The following is a 21,322-nucleotide window of genomic DNA, read 5'->3' as shown; positions in this document are numbered from 1 at the left end:
AAAACCCGCCAAACAACCGGCCCCCGAGCCGCCACCCGGCGGCGACGACCCCCCACCCTTCTGACGCGGAGATTCCGAACGGCCCTGCGGCGTGCGCAATTCGAACTCGGCCGATCGCCCGTGTAACGGGTGGCGGGTGGCGACGCACTACAGCGTGTACTGCACCGCCATTCGAGAGGACCGATCATGACCCCATTCCACGCACCCGCCACCTTGTCCACCAGGGCCCTGCCGGTCACCGACCGCATCGGGGCGACCGTCCTGCGGTACGGCCTCGTCCTCGTCATCGCGTGGATCGGGCTGATGAAGTTCACCGCCTTCGAAGCCAGAGGCATCGAGCCGCTGGTCGCCAACAGCCCCTTTATGAGCTGGATGTACGTCTTCTTCTCAGTCACCACGTTCTCCGTGTTGCTCGGTGTCGTCGAAGTCGCCGCCGCGGTCTTACTGGCGGTCAAGCCCTGGTGGCCAAGAGTCTCCGCGATCGGCAGTGTCATCGCGATCGGGCTGTTCGTCGCCACTCTGAGCTTCCTGTTCACCACGCCCGGCGTCTTCGAGGCCTCACAGGGCGGCTTCCCGCTGCTGTCGACCACCGGCCAGTTCCTGATCAAGGACGTCGTCCTGCTCGGTGCGGCGGTATGGACGTTGACCGATGCGCTGAAGCGCCGCTAGTCGACGTGCCGAGGCATACGCTCGCTGCGGATGACCCGATACGACGAGACCGACCTCATCGCGGCGTTACGACACCGCGATGAGGCGGCGTTCGCCGAACTGGTCGACCACCACACCCCATCGATGCTGCGGGTGGCGCGCGGATACGTCCGGACACACGAGACCGCCGAAGAAGTCGTCCAGGACACCTGGATCGCCTTACTCAAGGGCATCGACGGATTCGAAGGCCGATCCTCCTTGCGCACATGGCTTTTCACCGTCCTGATCAACATCGCGAAGGCACGCGGCATCCGCGAGAGGCGCGACGGCGAGACGATGGCCCTCGCGTCTGACGGCGGCTCGGTCGACCCGGCCCGGTTCCGTCCGGCCGGTGATCGGTGGGAGGGTCACTGGCGCGAGCACGAGGCACCCGCCCCCTTCCCCGACACACCCGAGGGCTCGGTGCTGGGCCACGAACTGACCGACGTGGCGCGTCACGCGCTCGACGGGCTGCCGGAGCGGCAACGGATGGTCGTGACCCTGCGCGACATGCTCGGCTTCGAATCCGACGAGGTGCGGGAGCTTCTGGACCTCAGCGTGGCCAATCAGCGGGTACTGCTCCATCGCGGCCGCTCGGCCGTGCGGCAGGTACTCGAGGACTACATGAAGGACATGACGTGACGACCGCACCGATGAACTGCAACGAACTCGTCGAGCTCGTGACGGCCTACCTCGACGGGTCGCTTGATCCCGAGACACGCGCCAGGTTGGACCTGCATCTGCTCGAGTGCGACGGCTGTACCAACTACCTGCAGCAGTTCCGGGCCACCGTCGCCACCTTGGGGCAGGCCCGGGACGAGAACCTGGACCCCGCCTTCCGGAATCGGCTCCTGGAGGCCTTCCGGGACCGGGAGTGATCAGACAGCGCAGTTAATCCGAACGGCCGTGCGGCGTGCGCAGTCCGAGCGTGCGCCGTCCGGCCGCAATCAGCGCGTCACGTAGTTCCGCCTCGTCGACACCGCCGTAATCGACCCCAGCGGCCGAGGCGATCCCGGACATGACCAGCGCGGCCTTCACCTGGCCACCCAGACCGGGTTCGACGGCGGCGAACACGGCCATCTGCCGCGCCACCACCGCACCCCAGTCCTCGCGTATGCGCAGCAGCGCGACGACACCAGGGTCGCCGGTCAACAGCGGGATCAGCTCCCGGCGAGACGCGGCCAGTGCCGCGTAGCCGGCCAGCAGGTGTGCGGCCCGTGCGCGCGGCCCGGACCGCGCCTCGGCGGCCTCGAGAAGTGCGGTCACCTCGGCGATCACCGGTTCCATCACCGCGCTCAACAGTTCGTCACGGGTGCGGAAATGGTGGTAGATCGCGGACTTCGTCAGGCCGAGCTCATCGGAGATCATCTGCAGCGACGTGCCGGCCACGCTGTGCCGTTGGAACAGCTCGATCGCCACGTCGATGAGGCGCTGCCGGGTCGGTTCGCCCTGTGTACGACCGCTCACACTGCGCACTCTACCTGACCATTCGTACAGGAATCTCCTGTACGTTTGGTCAGGTGACGACTCTCGAAACGCTCGACTTCTTCCACGACGACGCGTTGATCGCAGACCCCTACCCCGTGCTCGACCAGATGCGCAAGATCGACCCCGTGCTCCGCGAACCGGTGCACGGCGTCATGATCGTCACCGGCTACGACGAGGCCATGGCCGTCGTCAGCGACCCCGACACGTTCTCCTCCTGCACCTCCGTGACCGGCCCCATCCCCGGCTTCCCCGTTCCGCTCGAGGGTCTGAGCGACGACGAGGTCCGCGCGGCGATCGACCGCCACCGCGACGAACTGCCCTTCAGCGATCAACTCCCCTCATTCGACCCGCCCAAGCACACCGCGCACCGCTCCCTGCTCTCCCGCCTCATCACGCCCAAGCGGCTCAAGGAGAACGAGGAGTTCATGTGGACGCTCGCCGATCGGGTGCTCGACCCGTTCCTGGCGAACGGCGGCGGTGAGTTCATCAGCGAGGTGGCGACCCGGTTCGCGTTGCTCGTCGTCGCCGACCTGCTGGGCGTGCCCGAGGAGGACCACGCCGCGCTGACCGCCGAACTCACCGGCGACATGGCGCTCGGCAGCACCGACGACGCCGTCATGGCGCATACCCCGCTCGAACACCTCTACGCCCGCTTCACCGACTACATCGCCGACCGGCGCAACGCGCCCCGCGACGACGTGATGACCGGGATGGCGCTCGCGACGTTCCCGGACGGCGCGACCTCCGAGGTCATCGACGTCGTCCGTGTGGCCGCCAACCTCTTCTCGGCAGGGCAGGAAACCACCGTCCGACTGCTCTCGACGGCACTCCAACTGCTCGCCGAGGACACGAAACTCCAGGCGCGCCTGCGCACCACCCCCGCCGACATTCCCAACTTCATCGAGGAATGCCTGCGCTTCGAGAGCCCCATCAAGGGCGACTTCCGCTTGGCCAGGGCCACCACCACCGTCGGCGGCGTCGAGATCCCGGCCGGTACAACGCTGATGGTGCATCTGGGCGCCGCCAACCGCGACCCCCGCATCTTCGACAACCCCGGCACCTTCGACCCCGACCGCCCGAATGCCCGGCGCCATATCGGATTCGGCCGCGGCGAGCACAGCTGCATCGGCGCGCCCCTGGCCCGCGCGGAAGGCCGAGTGCTGATCCAACGCCTGCTCGAACGCACCACCGACGTCGGCGTCGACGAGGCCGTCCACGGTCCGAAGCACGCCCGCCGGTACACCTACGTGCCGACCTACATCCTGCGCGGGCTGACCGCACTGCACGTCAGGACCGCTCGATGAGGGTCACCGTCGACGACGATCTCTGCCGTGGCCACGGCGTCTGCGCGGCGGTGTGCCCGTCGGTCTTCGTCATCACCGACGGCGGCTACGCCGAGGCCACCGCATCCGACATCCCCGCCGAACTCGAGGCCGCGGTGCGCGAAGCCGTCGACGGCTGCCCCGAACGCGCCATCCACATCACCGAGGAGAACCATGTCCACTGACTTCGACCGCAAGAACCGCACCGCCTTCGACCTGACCGGCAAGGTCGTCGTCGTGGTGGGCGCCGGACAGAGCCCCGGCCCCGGAATGGGGAACGGCCGGGCGATCTCGATCATGGCCGCGCGCCACGGCGCGGAAGTCGTTGCGGTGGACTTGAATCCGGCCGCGGTCAAAGAGACGGTCGAGATGATCGTCGCCGAAGGGGGCCGCGCCTACGCCATCGAGGCCGACGTCTCCGACAAGGACGACTGCAGGCGCATCTTCGACACCGCGATCGAGACCAGCGGCCGGGTGGACGGCATGGTCTACAGCGTGGCGACCAATCCGCCGTTCGACTTCGAGACCAACTCGATGACCGTCGAGAACTTCAACCACGGCATCAACGTCAACATGCTGGGCTGCTACCACTGCAACCTCTACGCCGCAGAAGCCATGGCGCGCAACGACGGCGACACCACGGGCAGCATCATCAACATCTCGTCGATCGCCAGCGTGAAGAACGAGCTCGGGCTCAACATCGGCATCATGCCCTACGCCCTGGGCAAGTGCGGGCTCAACCAGATCACCGAACTCGCCGCCGTGCAGTACGCCGAGGTGGGTATCCGCGTCAACACGCTGATGCTGGGACCGATCAACTCCGTTCTGGCGAACCGGGATTCGCAGTCACTGTTCGGCCTCGACGCCGAGGAGGCGACCGCCCGACACAACGAGGTGGTGAAACTCAAGATGGGCCGGGGCACCGTGTGGGAGAGCGCCTACGCCGCGCTGTACCTGCTCGCCGACGAGTCCCGGTTCATGACCGGCCAGCAGATCCGGCTCGATGGGGGCGCAACTCTGGTCCGGTGACCGGAGCGACCGCGAACTCAACCCCGTACTGGTTCAGCGTCACCGGCAGCGGTTCATCCGGCGACAGCTTCGGGGTCGAGGTGAGCCGGAAGTCCAATGCGCTCAACAGGTTCGCCATGAGCGTACTGGTCGCGAACAGGACCAGGTTGCGTCCCGGGCATTCGGCGGGGCCCGCGGAGAACGGCACCAGCTGGGGGTAGGAGCGGGCGCGGCCGTCGAGCCAGATGTCGGGGACGAACTGGTTCGCGAACGGCAGCAGGTCGGGGTCGCGGTGGAAGGCAGGCGTGACGATCATCAGCCCCGCACCCTTCTCGATGGTGACCGTACCGTCGCGCCACGTGGTGTCCTCGGTGGTGTCGCGCAGAATCGTCGGCGTCGTCGGCCACAGCCGCACCGACTCGAGCAGGCAGGCCCGCAGGAACGGCCGCAGCCGCAGCTGATCGGGTTCGGCGGCGTCCTCGACCGCGCGCACCATCGCGGCCGGGTGGGTGGCCAGCGCGGCCAGCGCGCGCAACTGCGCCATGCCCGCGGCGTCGAAGGCGAACAGCCACTGCGGCAGCTGCCCCACCGGGTCGACGGCGCCTGCGGCCGGCACCTCGGCCACCGCGGCGGCCAGCGTCCCGATCTGCGGATCCTCCACGTAGTCGTACAGCCGCTCGAGGAACTTCGCCCGCTTGCGGTAGTGCGGCAGCGACAGGAACGACCAGTTGCCCGCCCGCCGCAGCCGAAGCAGCGCGTCGGTGATCTCCTCATCGTCGCGGGCCCGGTCCCCCAGCGCCAGCCTCCGCACAATCCGCCACCACGCCTTCATGAACTGGTCGGCGTCCATACCGCCCCGCGCGAGCACCGCATCGACCAGCTCCCGCGCCTCCGAGGTGATGACGTCGCCGAACGCCCCGGCGAGCCGGTGCATGTCGGCGCCCGAGTCGAGCGCGGAATCGTTGAGTGCGCGGCGCTGCTGGCGGATCGGGCCTCGAGAGATCAGCACCCCGTGCGGCTGGAACCACTCGAGCGCCTTGCGCTTCTCACGGTTGGCCGGATGGAACGGATCCGGCGCCCCGTCGAGCACCCGGGCGACGTCGGCGGGATCGAGGATCACGACCATGCGTCTGCCGGGAAGCACCAATTCGACCGGACCCGAACCGAATTCGTCGCGCAGCTGCTGCATGCGGCGCACCGCCCTGGCATCGGCCTGCATGGTCTCGACCGCCCGCACCGCGGGTTTACGGCGCGCGATCACCCCAGCCGCGATCGACGCCGATCCGAGGTCTGCCAGCGTCGCGACGGCCCGCGCCCCGGCCAGTTGATGCCCATTCGCTCCCATGAGTCATGCGTTTCCCCGGCCATCCCGGTGTCAAACTGCGCTATTCCTGGCGCCGCAGCCCACCGAGCATGGACACCACCACACCGACCACCACCAGCCCCACACCCGCCACCAGCGTCATGTTGAGCCAGTGGTGCAGGCTCGCCTCCGCGTGGGCCACCATCTCGGCGGCGATGCGGCGGAAGTTGCCTTCGGCGTGGTCGAGTGCCCGGTCGATCGGCCCCTGCGCCACCTCCAGGGCGGCCCACCCGGCCGCACCCACCAACAGCGCCGAGACGCCGAGGCCGGCAAGGCCTTTACCGCGTGACCGGGACGCCGCCAGCGTCAGCAGCGCGAACAGCGCGGTGAGTACCGCCGCGCCGATGCTGATCCACGGCCCCCACGTCGCGACGGGTTGCAACCGCCCCGGCCGCAGCTGCGGATCGGGAACGGTGACCGGCACCAGCAACTCGTCGGGTACGTCGAGGTCGAGATCGCCGAGGGTGGCCGCTACCGACGGATCCGCCACCATCGGCGCGATGTCGATCAGCCACTGGTTCTCGGCGTTCGCCTGCGGGATGTCGCCGGAGAACTCCCACTGGTGCAGGATGCGGTTGGCCTGGGCGAACTGACCGGGGAACCCGGCGTTGCCGGTATAGGACGACGTCACCTGGTGCACCAGCGTCTCGTTCAGCCCGTACCCGCGGTCGGCCGCCAGCGCGACGATCTGCGTGGTGAGTTCGTCGGCCATCGCGTCGCGCAGCTGCGTGTCGGTGGCCGCCGACGCGGCGAGGTCGGCGTACCCCTGCTCGCTGATGATGTTCTGCTGCGCCCACATCGCGGGTACGGCGACCGCCAGCAGCGCCGTGGTCAGCAGCCACAGCAGGGCTGTCAGAACGAAGCGCACGCCTTACTTGGCCACGCGGCGCGGGCGGATGAGCGCGAGCTTGGTCATCATCGTGTTCATCCGCTTGAGCGCCTTGGGCGAGTTGTTGTAGTAGTTGCCACCCGCGCCGACGTTGGTGCGAGGCGCGACGACGGTCTCGATGCGGCAGTACTTGCGCAGCCCCTCCGGACCGCCGAACCGCGCGCCGATGCCCGAGGTCTTCCAGCCACCCATCGGAGCGGTGGTGCACATCAGGTTGGAGATCACGTCGTTGATGTTGACCCCACCGCAATCCAGTTGCAGCGCAACATCTTGCGCACGTTCGACGTCCTTGGAGAACACCGCCGCCGAGAGACCGTAGGGGCTGTCGTTGGCGAGCCGGACCGCCTCCTCCACGGACTTCACCTTCATGATCGGCAGCGTCGGACCGAACGTCTCCTCGGTCATACACGCCATCGAGTGGTCGACGTCGACGAGCACGGTCGGCTCGTAGAAGCTGCCGGGGCCGTTGCGGCGCTCACCGCCGGTCAGCGCCCTGGCGCCCTTGGCGATCGCGTCCTGGACGTGGCGTTCGGTGACCGAGACCTGACCGTCGTCGATCATCGCGCCGAAGTCGTACCCGTCGCCCGCGCCCATCTTGAGGTTCTTCACGTCCCGGACGACGGCGTCGACGAACTGGTCGTAGACCGGTTCGAGCACGTAGACCCGTTCCACCGACACGCACGTCTGGCCGGCGTTGAACATCGCACCCCACACCGCGGCGTGCGCGGCGAGTTCCACGTCGGCGTCCTCGAGCACGATCATCGGATCCTTGCCGCCGAGTTCGAGGCTGACCGGGACGAGCCTGCGGGCGGCGCGTTCGGCCACCTTCGCGCCGGTGGCGCTGGATCCGGTGAACTGGATGTAGTCGGAGTTGTCGATCACGGCCTCGGACACCTCGCGGGCGCCCTGGGCGAGCGCGAGCACCTCGGGGGCGCCGGAGTCCTGCCAGCCGCGCAGCAGTAGTTCGGCGGTCAGCGGGGTGCGCTCGGACGGTTTGAGCAGCACCGCACAGCCCGCGGCCAGGGCGCCGATCGCGTCCATCAGCGCGTTGGCGACCGGGTAGTTCCACGGCGCGATGATCCCGACCACCGGACGGGGCCGGTAGTGCACGGAGATCTTCTTGATCGACAGGAATGGCAGGGCCGCGCGCCGTGACTCGGGCGCCAGCGCCTTCTCCATCGTGCGCACGTAGTACGACGTGATCATCAGGATCAGCGGCACCTCCTGCGCCGCGTCGACGGCGGATTTGCCGGTCTCCTTGATCAGCAGGTCCTCGATCTCGGCGCGGTGCTCCCCCAGCCACACGGCGTAGCGCGCCAGCACTTTGGCGCGGCCCTTGGCGCCGCGGGCCTCCCACTCCCGCTGCGCGGTGCGCAGACCGGCGGCGATCCTGGAGACGTCGGCCGGTTCGGTCCAGCGCACCTGGCCGGCGACGGCGCCGGTCGCGGGGTTGCGGATGGTGCTGTTGTCGAGCGCATCAACTTCTGGCGTCGCGGTCATAGCGCTATGTTAACCACGCTGTGTGACGCAGGTCGCACCCGGGTTGACACCTGTCAAGTCACGCGGCGGCGTCGACGCGGCGCGACCAGCAGGGCGGCCACCGCGACGTACGCGCTGGCGAGTAGCAGCGCGCCCACGGTGTCGGTGAAGTAGTGGAACGACGTCCCGACCACGACCATGCCGACCAGCACCACCACCGCCGCCGAGACCACCGCCCACAGCCGGCAGCCCGAGACCAGCACGACCATGCCCGCGATCGACACCAGGCCCGTGACGTGTCCGCTGGGGTAGGCGAGGCCGCCGTCGTTGTCCCGGCCGAACAACTGCTTGAGCAGCTGCGCGGTGGCCACGGCCAGCGGCGGACACACCGCGACCACCGCCGCCAACCGCCAACGCTTGCGCCACATGGCGTAGACGACGGCGGCGCCGAGCACCGCCGCCTGCACCGGCGCCTCGACGAAGTCGCCCAGCCAGTCCGGCAGGTGCAGTTGGAAGAACCGGTCGTCGAGCGGGGTGGACCCCTTACCGACCGCCCAGCCGAGCGCGAAGAGCCCGACCACGGCGATCACCGGCCACCACCGCAGCGCCGTCCGAGTACTCAGCGCGCGATCCCCTGGATGTAGGCGGCCTGGCCGAGGTGCTGGGCGCAGTCGTCGATGATGCTGACCAGCCGGGCGCTCGCCGTCACGGGCGGATCCCACCGGCGATCGACGATCTGGGCCAGGTCCTCGGGCGTCACCGAGGCCACGTACGACAGCGTCACCTTGTGCACGGCGTGGTAGTAGCCGGCCAGCAGATCGGCCGACACCTGGACCCTGCCGACGTCCTCGGGGCTGTGCCCGTAGCCGGTGTCGTCGCGGGGCAGGTCAAGGGCGAACTGGTCCACCCAGCCGTCCCGCGTCCAGACCTGTTCGATGCCGGCGATGTCGCACAGCTGCGCGTCCTGCACCCGGGCGCTGTGCCACAGCAACCACGCGATGCTGTTGGCCGTCGACGTCGGCCGGTACAGCGCCACCTCGTCGGTCAGACCGTCGGTCAGGTCGTCGACGTGCTCGATCAGGCGGGTGAACGCATCACGCAGCAGTTCGCGGGCGGCAGCCGCATCCGAGTCGGTCATACGGCCAACCTACCGAGGGAAGCTCAAATGCGCGGACCGCCGCCGTGGAAGACCGCCTCGACGTTGTTGCCGTCGGGATCGCGGACGAACGCGCCGTAGTACTTGTCGTGGTACTCCGGCCACAGCCGCGGTTCGTGCAGCGGTTCGACGCCGAGCGCCAGCGCGGTGCGGTAGAAGGCCTGCACACTCTCGGGATCCTTGGCCGCGAACGCGACGTGCATCTCGCGGTTGGGGCCCGGCACGTTGCCCGCGGTCATGTCGGCGATCCAGAACGCCGGATGCCCGTCGGCGCCGTAGCCCACCGCCACTCCGAAATCCATTTGGCGGGTGTAGCCCAGCACGCCGAGCACCTTGTCGTAGAACTCTTTTGACTTCTCAAGGTCTGCGCAGTTGATTCCGAAGTGATCGATCACCCCGTCATCGTAGGGTCGGCCTATGACATTCGATCTCGTTATCCGCAACGGCACGATCGTCGACGGGCTGGGCGGGCAACCGTACGTCGGGGACGTCGCGGTGTCGGGTGGCGTCATCGCCGCGGTCGGCGCCGTCGCCGAGCGCGGAGCACGCGAGATCGACGCGACCGGGCTGCTCGTCACCCCCGGCTTCGTCGATCTGCACACCCACTACGACGGGCAGGCGATCTGGTCGGAGCGGATGACGCCGTCGTCGGCGCACGGGGTGACCACGGCGGTGATGGGCAACTGCGGGGTCGGTTTCGCCCCGTGCCGTCCGGAGGACCACGACGTGCTCGTCGACGTGATGGCAGGCGTCGAGGACATACCCGGCGTGGTGATGGTCGACGGGTTGCCGTGGGATTGGGAGACGTTCCCGGAGTACCTCGACGCGGTGGAGGCCCGGCGCAGGGACATCGACGTGGCGGCCTATCTGCCGCATTCGCCGCTGCGGGTGTACACGATGGGCCAGCGTGGCGCCGACCGCGAACCGGCCACCGAGGAGGACCTCGCGCGGATGCGGGCGCTGACCCGCGAGGCCGTCGAGGCGGGAGCGTTGGGCGTCGCGTCGTCGCGCTTCGCACTGCACAAGACCTCCAGCGGATCGCCGATCCCGACCTACGACGCCGCGCAGGCCGAGATCGCGGCGATCGCCGCCGGGGTGGCCGACGGCGGCGGCGGGCTGCTGCAGTTCGTTCCCGACATCCCCGCGGGCGGCTACGAGACCGTACTGCGCCAGGTGTTCGAGGTCGCCACCGAAACCGGTCTGCCCGTGACGTTCTCACTGCTCACCGGCAACACCGGCGATCCGGTGTGGCCGCAGGCGATGAACCTCGTCGAGAAGTTCAACGCCGCAGGCGGATCCATCACCGCGCAGATGTTCCCCCGGCCGATCGGCATGGTGATCGGCCTGGAGGTGAGCGGAAACCCGTTCATCATGTACCCCAGCTACCAGGAGATCGCCGACCTGCCGCTGGCCGAGCGGGTGGCCCGGATGCGCGAACCCGAAGTGCGCGAACGCATCCTGAACGACACCCCGTCCTCGCCGGGACACCCGCTGATGTTCATGGTGCAGGCGTGGAACTGGATCTTCCCGCTCGGCGAGCATCCGGACTACGAGCCCGCGGCGTCCACCTCGATCGCCGCGCGCGCCGCCGCGCGCGGGGTGACGCCGCTGGAAGAGGCCTACGACCGCCTGCTCGACGACGACGGCCACGCGATGATGCTGGTGACCCTGGGCAACTACCAGGACAACTCGCTCGACACGGTCGGAGAACTGATGCGCCGCGACGACGTGGTGCTCGGCCTCGGCGACGGCGGCGCACACTACGGAATGATTTGCGACGCAAGCTTTCCCACGTTCCTGCTGACACACTGGACGCGGGACCGGCCCACTGGCCGGCTGGAGGTCCCCGAGGCGGTGCGTGAGCTGACGTCGGTGCCCGCGGGGGTGGCGGGGCTGGCCGACCGCGGCCGGATCGCCGTCGGCTACAAGGCCGATCTCAACGTCATCGACCACGCGGCGCTGCGGCTGCACCGGCCCGTCGTCGTCCATGACCTGCCCGCGGGCGGTAAACGGCTGGACCAGACCGCAGACGGCTACGTCGCCACCGTGGTCAGCGGTGAGGTGATCGCCGAACACGGCGTGCCGACCGACGCGCGGCCGGGCCGGCTGGTGCGCGGACGGCAACCGGCGCCGGCTTAGCGGCTGCCAGCTCGCCTCGCCCGCTCGCCGACTGTGCGGTTTCATACGCGACACGCCGCTGCATGCGTATCGATCCGCACACTCACCAAGTCTTCGGGCATCCGCGGGATTCGAGGGCCGCGCCGACCTCCCGCTCGTCGACTGTGCGGTTTCATACGCGACACGCCGCTGCATGCGTATCGATCCGCACACTCACCACGTTTTCGGGCATCCGCGGGATTCGAGCGCCGCCTCCCGCTCGCCGACTGTGCGGTTTCATACGCGACACGCCGCTGCCGACGTATCGATCCGCACACTCACCAAGTCTTCGGGCATCCGCGGGATTCGAGGGCCGCGCCGACCTGGTCGAGGAACCATTGACGTCGGGTATGCAGGATGCCGCTGGTCAACCGGACGTCGATCCATCCCATTTCTGCCAGACGGGTGTAGCGCACCACGTCGCCGGTCCGCTGCCGCGGGTCCGTCCAGTGTTGCGCGCCTTCGAAATCCACGCCGACGAGGTAATCCCGCCAGCCCATGTCGATGCGCGCGAAGACGCACCCGTACTCGTCGCAAACCCGGATCTGCGTCTCCGGCGGCGGGAAGCCGGCCTGGACGAGAATGAGTCGAGTGAGCGATTCGTAGGGTGACTCGGCGCCCCCGTCGACGAGGGGGAGCGTCTCACGCAATTGCCGAAGGCCGCGGACGCCGGGGTGTCTGGCGATCACCGCTTCGACGTCGGCGATCTTGACATCGGTGGCGTTCAGGAGCGCGTCGATGCGTTGGACACCGTCGCTGAGGGGCAGACGTCTACCGAGATCGAAGGCCGTGCGGCTCGCCGAGGTGACGGGAAGTGATCCGATTCGCCGAATCTCGTCGGCGGCAAGGCTTTCGGTGCGAACGACTATGCCGGCGGGCGGACGTCGATTGGTGTGGATGAGCTCGACCGGGACGTCGGGTTCGATCCACTTGGCACCGTGCAGCGCCGAAGCCGCCAAACCTGCGACCACCGCCTTGCGGTCGGACCAGAGCCATGCCGCGCGGGCCAGTTGATCCATCGGCAGGTCGCTACCGCGGAGCATCCATACGCCGGGGAAGTCGGCGCGGTGGAAGCGCCGCAGTTCGCGGAAGGTGAGGAGGCCGTCGTCAAGCGCCTCGCGCGCGAGGAACGGACCGTTGATGTGCTGCATGAGCGCACCGTCGCAACGGCCTCCGACGATCCGGCCTACTCGCCGACGGGTTATCCACAACCACCGGGCGTCGAGTGTGCGGACTGATACGCCCAGCCCGGCGCGTCGCGTATGAAACCGCACAGTCGGCGACGGCGACGCAAGACACGAGAAAGCCCCGGCTCGCCAAGCGAGCCGGGGCCTCCTCGAAACAGGACTTAGAAGTCCATACCGCCCATGCCACCGGTCGGGTCGCCGGCGGGTGCGGCGGCCTTCTCCGGCTTGTCGGCGACGACGGCCTCGGTGGTGAGGAACAGCGCCGCGATCGAGGCTGCGTTCTGCAGCGCCGAACGGGTCACCTTCACCGGGTCGGCAACGCCGGCGGCGAGCAGATCCTCGTACTCACCGGTCGCGGCGTTCAGGCCGGTGCCCTTGTCCGAGTTGCGGACCTTCTCGGCCACCACGCCCGGCTCCAGGCCACCGTTGAAGGCGATCTGCTTCAGCGGGGCCTCGAGCGCGACGCGCACGATGTTGGCGCCGGTGGCCTCGTCACCGGTGAGCGACAGCTCCTCGAGCGACGGGGCGGCCTGCAGCAGAGCCACGCCACCACCGGCGACGATGCCCTCCTCGACGGCGGCCTTGGCGTTGCGCACGGCATCCTCGATGCGGTGCTTGCGCTCCTTGAGCTCCACCTCGGTGGCGGCGCCGGCCTTGATCACCGCAACACCGCCGGCCAGCTTGGCCAGGCGCTCCTGCAGCTTCTCGCGGTCGTAGTCGGAGTCGCTGTTCTCGATCTCGGCGCGGATCTGCGCGACCCGGCCCTGGATGGCGTCGGCGTCGCCGGCACCCTCGACGATCGTCGTCTCATCCTTGGTGATGACGACCTTGCGGGCCTGGCCCAGCAGCGAGATGTCGGCGGTCTCGAGCGACAGGCCGACCTCTTCGCTGATGACCTGACCACCGGTGAGGATGGCCATGTCCTGCAGCATCGCCTTGCGGCGGTCACCGAAGCCCGGGGCCTTGACGGCGACGGACTTGAAGGTGCCGCGGATCTTGTTGACCACCAGGGTCGACAGGGCTTCGCCCTCGACGTCCTCGGCGATGATCAGCAGCGGCTTACCGGACTGGATGACCTTCTCCAGCAGCGGGAGCAGATCCTTGACGGTCGAGATCTTCGACGACACCAGCAGGATGTAGGGATCCTCGAGGACCGCTTCCTGACGCTCGGCGTCGGTGACGAAGTAACCCGAGATGTAGCCCTTGTCGAAGCGCATACCCTCGGTGAGCTCGAGCTGCAGACCGAAGGTGTTGCTCTCCTCGACGGTGATGACACCCTCGTTGCCGACCTTGTCCATCGCCTCGGCGATCAGGTCGCCGATGGACTGGTCACCGGCGGAGATACCGGCGGTAGCAGCGATCTGCTCCTTGGTCTCCACCTCCTTGGCGGACTTCAGCAGAGTCTCGGTGACCTTCTCGACGGCCTTCTCGATGCCGCGCTTCAGGCCGAGCGGGTTGGCGCCGGCGGCCACGTTGCGCAGGCCCTCACGCACGAGCGCCTGGGCGAGCACGGTGGCGGTGGTGGTGCCGTCGCCTGCGACGTCGTCGGTCTTCTTGGCGACTTCCTTGACCAGCTCAGCGCCGATCTTCTCGTACGGGTCCTCCAGCTCGATCTCCTTGGCGATGGACACACCATCGTTGGTGATCGTGGGGGCGCCCCACTTCTTCTCCAGGACGACGTTGCGACCCTTGGGGCCCAGCGTCACCTTTACCGCGTCGGCGAGGCTGTTGAGGCCCCGCTCGAGGCCGCGACGGGCCTCTTCGTCATACGCAATTGTCTTGGCCATTGCGAAGTGTTCCTCCGATAACGGATGCACGTTCTCATCGGTCGGACCCAGTGCCCGCGACGGACGGCTTGGGTGTGCCCCGCAGGTGCGGACCCTCGCCTCACAGTCCCGACCTAGCACTCACCGGTCGCGAGTGCCAATTGCATTCTTAGCACTCGACCAGTGAGAGTGCAAGGCATCACCGGTCCTTCAGCGGGGGCGTAAACCGTCCATCACCACGGCTGTCGCGCGGGCGGCGACCGCGGCGTCGTACGCGCCGATGGCCTGCAAACCGACCAGGATCGACTTGAGTTCGAGCACGGTCAGGTCGGCGCGCACGGCACCCGCCCGCTGACCTGCGGCGAGCAGGTCGCCGAGCATCGCGCGCGCGGCGGCGTCGGCCTCCGGGGCGACGGTGTGCACGTCGATCCCCCAGCCCGCCAGCCCGTCGATCAGCACGCGGTCGGAGGACCCCTCCAGCGCGATCGCGCGCAGGAACGCGAACAATGCCTCCCCCGGGTCGGGGGATGCCAGCAGGCGCCTACCCCGGTCGGTCATCTCGTGCAGGCGGTGTTCGACGACGGCGGTGTACAGCGCCTCCTTCGTCGGGAAGTGGCGGTAGATCGTGCCCGGACCCACCCCGGCGCGACGGGCGATCTCGTCGATGGGGACGGTCAACCCGTCGACGGCGAACGTCTCGTACGCCACCTCCAGGATGCGGTCGCGGTTGCGCGCGGCGTCCGCCCGTAGCGGCCGCTCCCCCGCCGCGTTCCCGGCCATTTCGCTCCGATCTGTCAGGAATCCTTGAAACGGAGCGCACGTTCCGTATAGTGACTGTCAACCGGAGCGTCCGTTCCGCTTACATTGTAGGAGAACCCGATGACCAGATGGACCACCGCCGACATCCCCGCCCAGTCCGGTCGCACCGCCGTCGTCACGGGAGCCAACACCGGCCTCGGCCTCGCCACCGCGAAGGCGCTCGCCGAACGTGGCGCCCACGTCGTGCTCGCGGTTCGCGACACCGAGAAGGGCAAACGCGCCGCCGACGAGATCGCCGCCGCCCACCCGGCGGCCGCGGTGCGCGTGCAGAGCCTCGACCTCGGGTCGCTGCGCTCGGTACGCGACGCCGCTGAGGCGCTCAAGGCCGAGTTCCCCCGCATCGACCTGTTGATCAACAACGCCGGGGTGATGTATCCGCCGAAGCAGACCACCGAGGACGGTTTCGAGCTGACCTTCGGCACCAACCACCTCGGGCACTTCGCGCTCACCGGGCTGCTGCTCGAGAACCTGCTCGCCGTCCCGGGTTCGCGGGTGGTGACCGTCAGCAGCCAGGGACACCGCATCCAGGCCGCCATCCACTTCGACGATCTGCAGTGGGAGCGCGGCTACAGCCGCGTCGGCGCCTACGGCCAGTCCAAACTGGCAAATCTGCTGTTCACCTACGAACTGCAGCGCCGCCTCGACACCCGCGACACCATCGCGGTCGCCGCCCACCCCGGGATCTCCAACACCGAACTCATGCGGCACCTGCATCTGCCGTCCCCGTTCAACCCGCTGATCGGCCTGGTCACCCAGAGCCCCGCGATGGGAGCGCTGCCGACGCTGCGGGCCGCGACCGATCCTCACGTCCAAGGTGGGCAGTACTACGGTCCCGACGGACTGGGCGAGATCCGTGGCTATCCCAAGCTCATCGAGTCGAGCGCGAAATCGCACGACGTGGCGGTGGCGCGCCGGCTGTGGACGGTGTCCGAACAGCTCACCGGCGTGGTGTTCCCGCTCTAGGCTCGGACCGTGTCGCTGGTCGTGCCGCCGTATCCGCCACCGCGCTACACCGCCGACAAACCGGAGGCGAGCGCGTGGCTCAAACGCGGGGACGAGCCGCCGGACTACGACTCCTTCGGACTCGTCCGGTACCACTACCTGGCCGACCAGAACGCGACCGACGGCGACTACGGCCTCTACCGCGTGCAGATCGCCCCGCGCGGTGGCGGGCCGGGGCCGCACTTCCACCGCGCGATGTCCGAGGCGTTCTTCGTGCTGGACGGCACCATCCGGCTGTACGACGGCGCTGACTGGGTCGACGGACGCCGAAACGACTTCCTGTACGTGCCGCCGGGCGGCGTCCACGGCTTCCGTAACGAGGCCGACGAACCCGCATCGATTCTCATGCTGTTCGCGCCCGGGGCACCGCGTGAGCACTATTTCGAAGGCCTCGCGCAGCTCGGCGACATGACCGACGACGAACGCCGTGAGTGGTTCGTCAACAACGACAACTACTGGGTCGAGTGAGCCAGCCGCGCGGCCAGGTAGGGCGCGGTGCGGCTGCCCTCGGCGCGGCTGACGTCCGCCGGGGTGCCGGCGGCGACCACCTGGCCGCCCGCGGTGCCCGCGCCGGGTCCCAGGTCGACGACCCAGTCCGAGCCCGCGACCATCCGCATGTCGTGTTCGGCGACCACCACGGTGTTACCGGCCTCGACGAGGCGGTGCAACTGCGCGTCGAGCAGGTCCACATCCGACGGGTGCAGCCCGGTGGTGGGTTCGTCGAGCACGTACAGGGTGTGCCCGCGCCGCGGCCGCTGCAGCTCCGAGGCCAGCTTGATGCGCTGCGCCTCCCCGCCGGACAGTTCGGTCGCGGGCTGGCCGAGCCGCAGGTACCCGAGCCCGACCTCGCGCAGCGTCGTCAGACTCCGTGCGGCGCCTGCGATGTCGGCGAGGAACTCCGACGCTTCGTCGACGGTCATCGCGAGCACCTCGGCGATGGTGCGGTCGCGGTATCGCACGGCGAGCGTCGCTTCGTTGTACCGCGCACCGCCGCACGTCGGGCAGACACCGTAAGTGCCTGGCAGGAACAGCAATTCGACGGAGACGAAACCCTCGCCCTGACATGTCGGGCAGCGGCCCTCGGCGACGTTGAACGAGAACCGGCCCGCAGTCCACCCGCGTCGGCGGGCCGCTGGGGTCGCGGCGAACTCCCGCCGGACCGCGTCGAACAACCCGGTGTAGGTGGCCAGCGTGGAGCGCGGGGTGCGGCCGATCGGGCGCTGATCGACGACCACCAACCGGGTGATGGTCTCGACGCCCTCGGCGCTCACCCCGACCGACGCATCGTGGTCGAGGTCGGCGATCTCGGCGTCGGGATCGTCGTCGGCGCTGTCGGACTCCGGCGCGTCCACCGCACGGCCGAGGTGCCGGTTGACCACGTCGCCGAGCACCTTGACCACCAGCGTGGACTTCCCCGAACCCGACACCCCGGTCACCGCGGTGAAGACGCCGAGCGGCAGGTCGACGTCGAGGCCGCGCAGGTTGTGCGATGAGACACCGCGCAGCCGCAACCAGTCCGACGGGGTGCGCGGGGACCGCTTCGCCCGCGGCGCGGCGTCGAAAAGGTATCTGCCGGTGACGGATTCGCCCTCCTCCGCAAGACCGGCGACGGGTCCGCTGTAGACGATCCGGCCGCCGAGCTCACCTGCGCCGGGCCCGACGTCAACGACCCAGTCGGCGCGACGCACGACGTCCATGTCGTGTTCGACGACGAACACCGAATTACCCGCTCTGCGAAGGCGATCCAGCACGTCGAGCAGTGGTTCGGCATCGGCTGGGTGCAGCCCGGCCGACGGTTCGTCGAGGACGTAGAGCACCCCGAACAGGCCGGCGCGCAGTTGGGTGGCCAGGCGCAGGCGCTGCAGTTCACCCGGCGACACAGTGGGGGTACGGCGGTTCAGCGTCAGGTACCCCAGGCCCAGATCGATGAGCACCTGGATCCGGGCCACCAGGTCGGCGGCGATCATCGTGGCCACCTCGGTCTGCTCCCCGGAGGCCGTGGACTCGTAGGCCGCGACGGCGTCGGTGCGCTCCGCGACGGGCTGCAGCGTGGCGGCGAGGTCGGCCAGCGGCATCGCCACGTAGTCGGCGATGGTGCGCCCGGCGAACGTCACCTTCAGCGCCTCCGGCCGCAACCCCGATCCGCCGCACACATCGCATTCGACGGTGTTGACGTACTGCAGCACGCGGCGGCGCATCGTTGCGCTCTGCGAGTTGGCCAGGGTGTGCCGCACGTGGCGTTCGGCGCTGGAGAAGGTCCCGTTGTAGTAGTAGTCGGCGGTGACGGGGTGTTGCCCCGGGTCGATCTCGACGGTCGGCTGCTCGTCGGTGAACAGGATCCAATCCCGGTGCCGTTTCGGCAGTTTGCGCCACGGTTTGTCGATGTCGTAGCCGAGCGTGATGAGGATGTCGCGCAGGTTCTGCCCCTGCCAGGCCCCCGGCCACGCGGCGACGGCGCCCTCCCGGATGGTCAGCGACGGGTCGGGCACCAGGGTCTGCTCGGTCACCTCGTGGAGCCGGCCGAGACCGTGGCACTGCGGGCACGCGCCGACAGCGGTGTTCGGGGAGAACGCATCGGAGTCCAGCCGTTCGGTGGCGCCGCGCGGATAGGTGCCCGCCCGCGAGAACAGCATCCGCAGCAGATTGGACAGCGTCGTGACCGTGCCGACCGTCGACCGCGACGTGGCCGTCCCCCGCCGCTGCTGCAGCGCGACCGCGGGCGGCAGCCCGGTGATGTCGTCGACCTTGGGCGCGCCGGCGGGCAGCAACAGCCGCCGCGCGTACGGTGCGACGGACTCGAAGTACCGGCGTTGCGCCTCGGCGTAGATCGTGCCGAACGCCAGCGACGATTTGCCGGAACCCGAGATCCCGGTGAACGCGACCAGCGCATCCCGCGGTGCGGCAACGTCGACACCCTTGAGGTTGTGCACCCGCGTACCGAACACTCGCACAAACGGGTCGTGCTCGTCGGACGGCGGTGCGGCGGATGCGGTCATGGTGCGAAGCAGGGTACCCACGATACGGCCGTTTGCTGCTTCCACCTGCGCCTCGGCGCGCCGCGGCGGCGTCCGGTCGACGGTCACGGGGCCCGGCCGGACCCTCCCACGCGGGCGACACACCGGATTCCCACGACGCGCCCAGCGGATGTGCGTCGCCGGAATCCGTTGCTTTAGACTGCAGTCCGATCAGTGAGGAGTCTTGGGTGCGGGCATATGCAGCGCCCGACACCCAGGCTTTGCGAGGCTGGCAGCGTCGGGCTTTGGTGCGGTATCTTGCCGCCAAGCCGCGCGACTTCCTGGCCGTCGCGACCCCCGGTGCAGGTAAGACCACGTTTGCCTTGCGCATCGCGGCCGAGCTACTGGCCGACGGGACCGTCGAGCAGGTCACCGTCGTGGTGCCGACCGAACACCTCAAGATCCAGTGGGCGCAGTCGGCCGCGCGCCTGGGCATCGCGCTCGACCCGAAGTTCAGCAACTCGAACTCCCAGACGTCGTCGGACTACCACGGGGTGGCCATCACCTACGCGCAGGTGGCCAGTCACCCGACCCGGCACCGGGTGCGGACGGAGAACCGCAGGACGTTGGTGATCTTCGACGAGATCCACCACGGCGGTGACGCGAAGTCGTGGGGTGAGGCGATGCGGGAGGCGTTCAGCGACGCCACCCGCCGGCTGTCGTTGACCGGCACCCCGTTCCGCAGCGACGACAGCCCGATCCCGTTCGTGTCCTACGTGCCCGACGCCGAGGGTTTGCTGCGCTCGGAGGCCGACCACACCTACGGCTACTCCGACGCGCTGGCCGACGGGGTGGTCCGCCCGGTCATCTTCCTGGCCTACTCGGGTGAGGCGCGGTGGCGCAGCAGCGCCGGTGAGGAGCACGCGGCCCGCCTGGGCGAACCCCTGAACGCCGAGCAGACCGCCCGGGCGTGGCGCACCGTGCTCGACGCGAACGGCGAGTGGATTCCCGCGGTGCTCAAGGCCGCCGACACCCGGCTGCGCCAGCTGCGCGAAGGCGGTATCCCGGACGCCGGGGCGATGATCATCGCCACCGATCAGACCGCCGCCCGGGCGTACGCGAAGCTGCTGACGAAGATGACCGGCGAGGAGCCGACGGTCGTGCTCTCCGACGATCCGGGCGCCTCGGCGCGGATCGCCGAGTACTCGGCCGGGACCAGTCCGTGGCTGGTCGCGGTCCGAATGGTGTCCGAGGGCGTCGACGTGCCGCGTCTCGCGGTCGGGGTGTACGCCACCAGCGCCTCGACCCCGTTGTTCTTCGCGCAGGCGATCGGCCGCTTCGTGCGGTCGCGGCGACCCGGCGAGACCGCCAGCATTTTCGTCCCCTCGGTGCCCACGCTGCTCGACCTCGCCAGCCAGATGGAGGCCCAGCGCGACCATGTGCTCGGCAAACCCCATCGGGAGTCCATGGGCGACGAGGAACTCGTCGAACGCCGCCGCACCGAGCCCTCCGAGGAGGATCGCGGATTCGAATCCCTCGGCGCCAGCGCCGAACTGGACCAGGTCATCTTCGACGGGGCGTCGTTCGGCACCGCCACCCCCGCGGGCAGCGACGAGGAGGCCGACTACCTCGGGATTCCCGGGCTCCTGGACGCCGAACAGATGCGGGATCTGTTGCGGCGCAGGCAGGAAGAACAGCTGACCCGGCGCACCGCATCCGGTGAGCCGCCACCGGTGACGCCCTACGGTCAGCTCCGCGAACTGCGCCAGGAGCTCAACACGCTGGTCTCGCTGGCCCACCACCGGCTCAACAAACCGCACGGGTGGATCCACAACGAATTACGCCGCATCTGTGGCGGCCCACCGGTGGCCGCAGCGACGTCGGATCAGTTGCAGGCCCGCATCAAGGCGGTCCGCACCCTCAAGGCGTGAGGGCCCCACGCCTTTTGATCACGTAAGCACTGCGCTTCATGAGCGCTGTGACCGGGCGGTTCGCGAATTACAGTCGGTGTACACACAGACGGGGGTCGCGATGTTGTTCGTTGT

The 21,322-nt window shown here is 68.9% G+C and carries 21 protein-coding genes; 10 read left to right on the top strand and 11 right to left on the bottom strand.

All coding sequences use genetic code 11. The annotated features are described in order from the left end of the window. The first annotated feature begins 186 nt into the window (after window positions 1-186). From AU194_RS22985 to AU194_RS22975, 3 genes are read left to right on the top strand one after another with little or no spacing between them, the layout of a single operon-like run. Window positions 187-669 carry a YkgB family protein gene (locus tag AU194_RS22985; protein ID WP_059091577.1) on the top strand — a complete coding sequence of 161 codons (483 nt, stop codon included), beginning with the start codon at window positions 187-189 and terminating at the stop codon, window positions 667-669. 30 nt (window positions 670-699) lie between these two features. Then, window positions 700-1,329, top strand: a complete 630-nt coding sequence (locus tag AU194_RS22980) for an RNA polymerase sigma factor (RefSeq protein WP_059091576.1) — start codon at window positions 700-702, stop codon at window positions 1,327-1,329. Window positions 1,330-1,340: 11 nt separating this feature from the next. Next, on the top strand, window positions 1,341-1,565 hold the full coding sequence (locus AU194_RS22975; RefSeq protein ID WP_059091582.1) for an anti-sigma factor: 225 nt from the start codon (window positions 1,341-1,343) through the stop codon (window positions 1,563-1,565). 13 nt (window positions 1,566-1,578) lie between these two features. Here AU194_RS22975 and AU194_RS22970 read toward each other — a convergent pair whose 3' ends face one another. Next, window positions 1,579-2,154 carry a TetR/AcrR family transcriptional regulator gene (locus tag AU194_RS22970; RefSeq protein ID WP_059091575.1) on the bottom strand — a complete coding sequence of 192 codons (576 nt, stop codon included), beginning with the start codon at window positions 2,152-2,154 and terminating at the stop codon, window positions 1,579-1,581. Between the two features lie 53 nt (window positions 2,155-2,207). Between AU194_RS22970 and AU194_RS22965 the strand changes: the two genes are divergently transcribed. The 3 genes from AU194_RS22965 to AU194_RS22955 are packed head-to-tail and all read left to right on the top strand — an operon-like array spanning window position 2,208 to window position 4,526. After that, window positions 2,208-3,479, top strand: a complete 1,272-nt coding sequence (locus tag AU194_RS22965; protein WP_059091574.1) for a cytochrome P450 — start codon at window positions 2,208-2,210, stop codon at window positions 3,477-3,479. Beyond that, on the top strand, window positions 3,476-3,682 hold the full coding sequence (locus AU194_RS22960) for a ferredoxin (protein ID WP_059091573.1): 207 nt from the start codon (window positions 3,476-3,478) through the stop codon (window positions 3,680-3,682). The genes AU194_RS22965 and AU194_RS22960 overlap by 4 nt, the downstream gene beginning before the upstream one ends. Next, window positions 3,672-4,526, top strand: a complete 855-nt coding sequence (locus tag AU194_RS22955) for an SDR family NAD(P)-dependent oxidoreductase (RefSeq protein WP_059091572.1) — start codon at window positions 3,672-3,674, stop codon at window positions 4,524-4,526. Before AU194_RS22960 ends, AU194_RS22955 begins: the two co-directional genes overlap by 11 nt. On the opposite strand, the gene AU194_RS22950 is transcribed toward AU194_RS22955, so the two are convergent. The 6 genes from AU194_RS22950 to AU194_RS22925 are packed head-to-tail and all read right to left on the bottom strand — an operon-like array spanning window position 4,474 to window position 9,787. Then, window positions 4,474-5,850, bottom strand: coding sequence for a cytochrome P450 (locus tag AU194_RS22950; protein ID WP_059091571.1), 1,377 nt, complete (start codon window positions 5,848-5,850; stop codon window positions 4,474-4,476). The two genes, AU194_RS22955 and AU194_RS22950, sit on opposite strands and share 53 nt — an antisense overlap. Window positions 5,851-5,890: 40 nt before the next feature. Further along, window positions 5,891-6,736: a hypothetical protein gene (locus tag AU194_RS22945; RefSeq protein WP_059091570.1), complete on the bottom strand. Its 846-nt coding sequence runs from the start codon at window positions 6,734-6,736 to the stop codon at window positions 5,891-5,893. 3 nt (window positions 6,737-6,739) lie between these two features. Next, window positions 6,740-8,257: an aldehyde dehydrogenase family protein gene (locus AU194_RS22940; protein ID WP_059091569.1), complete on the bottom strand. Its 1,518-nt coding sequence runs from the start codon at window positions 8,255-8,257 to the stop codon at window positions 6,740-6,742. Window positions 8,258-8,310: 53 nt separating this feature from the next. Next, entirely contained in the window at window positions 8,311-8,826 is a 516-nt protein-coding gene (locus AU194_RS22935) for a PA-phosphatase (protein ID WP_231743548.1), read from the bottom strand. A 29-nt stretch (window positions 8,827-8,855) separates the two neighbouring features. Then, on the bottom strand, window positions 8,856-9,374 hold the full coding sequence (locus AU194_RS22930; protein WP_059091568.1) for a mycothiol transferase: 519 nt from the start codon (window positions 9,372-9,374) through the stop codon (window positions 8,856-8,858). A gap of 23 nt (window positions 9,375-9,397) precedes the next feature. Beyond that, the gene (locus tag AU194_RS22925) at window positions 9,398-9,787 is read right to left on the bottom strand and encodes a VOC family protein (protein WP_059091567.1); all 390 of its coding nucleotides are present in this window, start codon (window positions 9,785-9,787) and stop codon (window positions 9,398-9,400) included. Window positions 9,788-9,809: 22 nt separating this feature from the next. Here AU194_RS22925 and AU194_RS22920 point away from each other — a divergent pair, with 22 nt between their 5' ends. Beyond that, window positions 9,810-11,531 carry an amidohydrolase family protein gene (locus AU194_RS22920; protein ID WP_059091566.1) on the top strand — a complete coding sequence of 574 codons (1,722 nt, stop codon included), beginning with the start codon at window positions 9,810-9,812 and terminating at the stop codon, window positions 11,529-11,531. 296 nt (window positions 11,532-11,827) lie between these two features. Here the strand turns inward: AU194_RS22920 and AU194_RS22915 are convergent, their stop codons facing one another. From AU194_RS22915 to AU194_RS22905, 3 genes are all read right to left on the bottom strand, one after another. Further along, complete coding sequence (locus AU194_RS22915) at window positions 11,828-12,700, bottom strand: hypothetical protein (protein ID WP_059091565.1); 873 nt, start codon at window positions 12,698-12,700, stop codon at window positions 11,828-11,830. Window positions 12,701-12,897: 197 nt separating this feature from the next. Continuing rightward, entirely contained in the window at window positions 12,898-14,523 is a 1,626-nt protein-coding gene (gene groL, locus AU194_RS22910) for a chaperonin GroEL (protein WP_059091564.1), read from the bottom strand. Window positions 14,524-14,712: 189 nt separating this feature from the next. Next, window positions 14,713-15,282: a TetR/AcrR family transcriptional regulator gene (locus tag AU194_RS22905; RefSeq protein ID WP_059091563.1), complete on the bottom strand. Its 570-nt coding sequence runs from the start codon at window positions 15,280-15,282 to the stop codon at window positions 14,713-14,715. 99 nt (window positions 15,283-15,381) lie between these two features. Between AU194_RS22905 and AU194_RS22900 the strand changes: the two genes are divergently transcribed. Continuing rightward, entirely contained in the window at window positions 15,382-16,284 is a 903-nt protein-coding gene (locus tag AU194_RS22900; protein WP_059091562.1) for an SDR family NAD(P)-dependent oxidoreductase, read from the top strand. 9 nt (window positions 16,285-16,293) lie between these two features. Next, window positions 16,294-16,791, top strand: coding sequence for a cupin domain-containing protein (locus AU194_RS22895; protein WP_059091561.1), 498 nt, complete (start codon window positions 16,294-16,296; stop codon window positions 16,789-16,791). Here the strand turns inward: AU194_RS22895 and AU194_RS22890 are convergent. Then, window positions 16,776-19,319 carry an excinuclease ABC subunit UvrA gene (locus AU194_RS22890; protein ID WP_059091580.1) on the bottom strand — a complete coding sequence of 848 codons (2,544 nt, stop codon included), beginning with the start codon at window positions 19,317-19,319 and terminating at the stop codon, window positions 16,776-16,778. The genes AU194_RS22895 and AU194_RS22890 overlap by 16 nt on opposite strands. A 206-nt stretch (window positions 19,320-19,525) precedes the next feature. Here AU194_RS22890 and AU194_RS22885 point away from each other — a divergent pair, with 206 nt between their 5' ends. Continuing rightward, on the top strand, window positions 19,526-21,208 hold the full coding sequence (locus AU194_RS22885; RefSeq protein ID WP_059091560.1) for a DEAD/DEAH box helicase: 1,683 nt from the start codon (window positions 19,526-19,528) through the stop codon (window positions 21,206-21,208). Window positions 21,209-21,322: the final 114 nt, after the last annotated feature.

Source organism: Mycobacterium sp. GA-2829 (assembly GCF_001499965.1).
Classification (GTDB): domain Bacteria; phylum Actinomycetota; class Actinomycetes; order Mycobacteriales; family Mycobacteriaceae; genus Mycobacterium.
This window is presented reverse-complemented; position numbering and strand designations above follow the sequence as displayed.

Excerpts from the sequence above, each read along its gene's own strand:
- AU194_RS22985 (WP_059091577.1), top strand. The coding sequence starts at position 187 with ATGACCCCATTCCACGCACCCGCCACCTTGTCCACCAGGGCCCTGCCG.
- AU194_RS22980 (WP_059091576.1), top strand. The coding sequence starts at position 700 with ATGACCCGATACGACGAGACCGACCTCATCGCGGCGTTACGACACCGC.
- AU194_RS22975 (WP_059091582.1), top strand. The coding sequence starts at position 1,341 with ATGAACTGCAACGAACTCGTCGAGCTCGTGACGGCCTACCTCGACGGG.
- AU194_RS22960 (WP_059091573.1), top strand. The coding sequence starts at position 3,476 with ATGAGGGTCACCGTCGACGACGATCTCTGCCGTGGCCACGGCGTCTGC.
- AU194_RS22955 (WP_059091572.1), top strand. The coding sequence starts at position 3,672 with ATGTCCACTGACTTCGACCGCAAGAACCGCACCGCCTTCGACCTGACC.
- AU194_RS22950 (WP_059091571.1), bottom strand. The coding sequence starts at position 5,850 with ATGGGAGCGAATGGGCATCAACTGGCCGGGGCGCGGGCCGTCGCGACG.
- AU194_RS22940 (WP_059091569.1), bottom strand. The coding sequence starts at position 8,257 with ATGACCGCGACGCCAGAAGTTGATGCGCTCGACAACAGCACCATCCGC.
- AU194_RS22930 (WP_059091568.1), bottom strand. The coding sequence starts at position 9,374 with ATGACCGACTCGGATGCGGCTGCCGCCCGCGAACTGCTGCGTGATGCG.
- AU194_RS22920 (WP_059091566.1), top strand. The coding sequence starts at position 9,810 with ATGACATTCGATCTCGTTATCCGCAACGGCACGATCGTCGACGGGCTG.
- AU194_RS22915 (WP_059091565.1), bottom strand. The coding sequence starts at position 12,700 with ATGCAGCACATCAACGGTCCGTTCCTCGCGCGCGAGGCGCTTGACGAC.
- groL (WP_059091564.1), bottom strand. The coding sequence starts at position 14,523 with ATGGCCAAGACAATTGCGTATGACGAAGAGGCCCGTCGCGGCCTCGAG.
- AU194_RS22905 (WP_059091563.1), bottom strand. The coding sequence starts at position 15,282 with ATGGCCGGGAACGCGGCGGGGGAGCGGCCGCTACGGGCGGACGCCGCG.
- AU194_RS22900 (WP_059091562.1), top strand. The coding sequence starts at position 15,382 with ATGACCAGATGGACCACCGCCGACATCCCCGCCCAGTCCGGTCGCACC.
- AU194_RS22890 (WP_059091580.1), bottom strand. The coding sequence starts at position 19,319 with ATGACCGCATCCGCCGCACCGCCGTCCGACGAGCACGACCCGTTTGTG.